The sequence below is a fragment of the Streptomyces sp. NPDC059832 genome (genome assembly GCF_042731715.1).
Lineage (GTDB): Bacteria > Actinomycetota > Actinomycetes > Streptomycetales > Streptomycetaceae > Streptomyces.
This window is the reverse complement of sequence record NZ_JBHWIY010000098.1, coordinates 1-3177: the sequence shown is the minus strand read 5'-3', so window position 1 is coordinate 3177 and position 3177 is coordinate 1. Positions and strand designations below refer to the sequence as shown.

Here is a 3177-nt window from a genome sequence, read left to right as displayed (position 1 = left end):
CGGGTGACTTCGACGTCGATGCCCAAGCGGGCACCGTGATCGATGACTTTGGTGCGGTAGCCGGTGTCGGCCCAGGCTTTGGTGATGCGGGGGTACCCTTCGGCGATGTCCGAGAGCAGGTGGATGCCGCCGGCGTTGTCGGAGACGCTGGCGGCGGTGACCAGCACGGCCAGGAGGAGGCCGAGCGTGTCGACGCCGATGTGTCGTTTGCGGCCTGCGATCTTCTTGCCCGCGTCGATGCCCTGGCTGGCCGCGGGCACATTGGCTGAGGTCTTGATGCTCTGGGCGTCGAGCACGCAGGCGCTGGGTTCGGCTTCGCGGCCTTCGGCCTTCCGGACCAGGCGTCGCAGGAGACCGTTGAGCTGGTCAAAGACCTCGTCCTTCTGCCAGGCGGCAAAGTATCCGTAGACGGTTTCCCACGGAGCGAAGTCGTGCGGCAGATACCTCCATGGGATCCCGGTGCGGTCGACGTAGAGGATGGCGTCCATGATCCGGCGCAGATCGTGCTCGGGCGGCCGGCCGATGTCCAGGCCCTTCCCTCTTCGTTCGGCCCGCCAGGCTGCCAGAGTTGGTTCCAGCAGTTTCCAACGGGCATCGGACAGGTCGCTCGGATACGGTCGCGGTCTGCGAGGCATGTTTCTGTAGTAGCGATGACGGCTCTCCCATTACAGGGCGCAAACAGGTGCGACCGGGGGCGTGTTGGGATCAGACAGAAGCGAAGGGACCGAAACGGGCCCTCGAAAGACGTCACCCGCCCCACCTGCCACAACAGCCGTCTGAAGCCTCAGCCGACCCGAGCCGTTCCGTCACCCGAATTGTGATGAAGCGCCCCGGACGGGATAAAACGCTCTTTCAGACCGCGTTTGAGATCTCGATCTGGGCGATGTGCGACTGGTCCGGTCGGGATCGAAACCTGGTTGCGCCATGGTGAAAGATGAGGGACGTGGTCATCAAGGAACGCGCCGTGGAGCTGGTCGAGGCCCTGCTGTCGAGAGAGCGGCAGGAGTCACCATGGATGGCACAGCTGCCCGAGCTCGCTGTCCTTGACGTGGAGGAACACGCCCTCGGTTGGCTGGTCTTCTGGCAGTCGGTGGAGTACATCCGCAGCCGTGATACCGGGAAGATGTTGGTGGGCCATGGGCCCTATCTGGTGGATCGACAAGACGGGAGCATCCACCACATCCCTGTCACTACCTTCGTCGGCGAAGGCTGGGAGGAGCTCTACCTTCAACAGGTCAGAGGTATCCGACCTCCCGATCCGCTGATCACGGATGTCCTGGCACTCGTGCACTCTGACGGGACGATGGCCGCGATACGCCACCTACGGAAGCAGGCTCCGTTGTTGGGACCACAGCAGGCGAAAGCTTATGTCACGGCTGTCCGGGACGGGAACGAACCTCCAGAGGAACTGGTGAGACTCACCCGGAAGCCGGAGATGTGCCCTCCGTTGCCCATCAGTACGCTGGCGGGCCCGGCTCAGTAGCGGCCCGCTAAAGGGGACGGGGCCCTGGCCGCGTTGCCCGACCTTGTCGGGTGAGTCGGCGGACCATGATGCCGATCATTGCCCAGCGGATCATGGTCTCCGAGTGGGCCGGGCTGGTTTCGTAGTCGCGGGCGAGGCGCCGGTGTGCGGTGAGCCATGAGAAGGTGCGCTCTACCGCCCACCGCTTCGGCTGGACCTGGAAACCACGCTGGCCAGGGATCTTGCGGACGATCTCCAGGTCGCGGCCGAGGATCTCGGCGGCCCATTCAACAAGGCGGCTGGCGAATCCCTGGTCGGCCCAGATCTTCTTGACGTTGGGGTGGTCGAGCCTGGTCCACAGCAACGGCCGTTTCGCACCGTCGCGGTCCTGAACGTTCGCCGCGACGACGTGGACGGCCAGGAGCAGGCCGAGAGTGTCGGTGACGATGAACCTCTTGCGGCCCTTCACTTTCTTGCCCGCGTCGAAGCCCCTGGTGGCAGCAGAGACCGTGTCAGCGGCGCGAACTGACTGCGAGTCCATCAAGCCCGCGCTCGGCTCCACGTCGCGTCCGTCAGCTTCACGGACCTTGCCGCGCAGGGCGTCATGGATGCGCCCGACGGTGCCGTCGTCGTGCCACCACGTGAAGTACCAGTACACCGTCGGCCAGGGCGCGAAGTCCTTCGGCAGCTGCCGCCAGGCACACCCGGTCCGAACTACGTAGAAGATCGCATCGACGATCCGCCGCCGCGGATGCTTCTCCGAGCAATGCTCAGGACTTGTGGATCGGTTCCGGAAGGGCATGCAGAAGGCGTACCTTCCCGAATGATCTTTAAGGTCTCCGAGTAGGCCCGCGTTGCAGCGCGGGTCGGGAAGGTACGCCCGTGCTCAGCGTAGTCACCGACAACGGCTCCACACAGTCTGGCTCCCTGATCGACGAGATCGTGCGGGAAGGCGCCCGCCGGATGCTGGCCGCCGCGCTGGAAGCGGAAGTCAACCAGTACATAGCCGAGTTGTCGGCTGAGACCGACGAGTACGGCCGACGTCTCGTGGTCCGCAACGGCCGCCACAAGGAAAGGACCGTGGTCACCGCCGCCGGACCGATCGAGGTCAAGGCCCCGCGGATCAACGACCGCCGCGTCGACGATGAGACCGGCGAGCGCAAGCGGTTCTCCTCGAAGATCCTTCCGTCGTGGTGCCGCAAGTCCCCGAAGATCTCCGAAGTGCTGCCGCTCCTCTACCTGCACGGCCTGTCTTCCGGCGGCTTCGTCCCGGCGCTGGAGCAGTTCCTGGGCGGCACGGCCGGCTTGTCGGCCGCGACCGTGACACGGCTGACCAAGCAGTGGAGCGACGACCACACCGCCTTCCAGAACCGGGACCTTTCCGACCGCGACTTCGTCTACGTGTGGGCGGACGGCGTGCACCCGAAGGTCCGGCTCGGCCAGGCCCACTCGTGCGTCCTGGTCCTGCTCGGGGTACGTCTGGACGGCACGAAGGAGCTGATCGCCCTGGCCGAGGGCCTGCGCGAGTCCACCGAGTCGTGGGCCGACCTGCTGCGCGACTGCCGCCGACGCGGCATGCGTGACCCCGAGCTGGTCATCGGCGACGGCGCCATGGGCCTTTGGCGGGCGCTCGCCGAGGTGTTCCCGGCGGCCAGGCCGCAAAGGTGCTGGGTTCACAAAGCCCGCAACGTCGCCAACTGCCTGCCCAAGTCCGC

3 protein-coding genes and 1 pseudogene are annotated in these 3177 nt (G+C 65.7%); 2 read left to right on the top strand and 2 right to left on the bottom strand.

Going from position 1 to position 3177, the window contains the following annotated elements:
• Positions 1-635, bottom strand: a 635-nt coding sequence (locus ACFV8T_RS45440) for an IS5 family transposase (RefSeq protein WP_385339754.1), incomplete at its 3' end; no start/stop codon positions are given.
• Positions 636-934: 299 nt separating this feature from the next.
• Between ACFV8T_RS45440 and ACFV8T_RS45435 the strand changes: the two genes are divergently transcribed.
• The gene (locus tag ACFV8T_RS45435) at positions 935-1483 is read left to right on the top strand and encodes a YrhB domain-containing protein (protein ID WP_384988426.1); all 549 of its coding nucleotides are present in this window, start codon (positions 935-937) and stop codon (positions 1481-1483) included.
• A 7-nt stretch (positions 1484-1490) separates the two neighbouring features.
• Here ACFV8T_RS45435 and ACFV8T_RS45430 read toward each other — a convergent pair.
• Positions 1491-2222, bottom strand: a pseudogene (locus ACFV8T_RS45430) (IS5 family transposase); the annotation flags it as partial.
• Between the two features lie 122 nt (positions 2223-2344).
• Between ACFV8T_RS45430 and ACFV8T_RS45425 the strand changes: the two are divergent.
• Positions 2345-3177, top strand: an 833-nt coding sequence (locus tag ACFV8T_RS45425; protein WP_385339750.1) for an IS256 family transposase, incomplete at its 3' end; no start/stop codon positions are given.

Bases quoted from the DNA above. Each gene is read 5' to 3' on its own strand.
- ACFV8T_RS45435 (WP_384988426.1), top strand. From the start codon at position 935: ATGAGGGACGTGGTCATCAAGGAACGCGCCGTGGAGCTGGTCGAGGCC.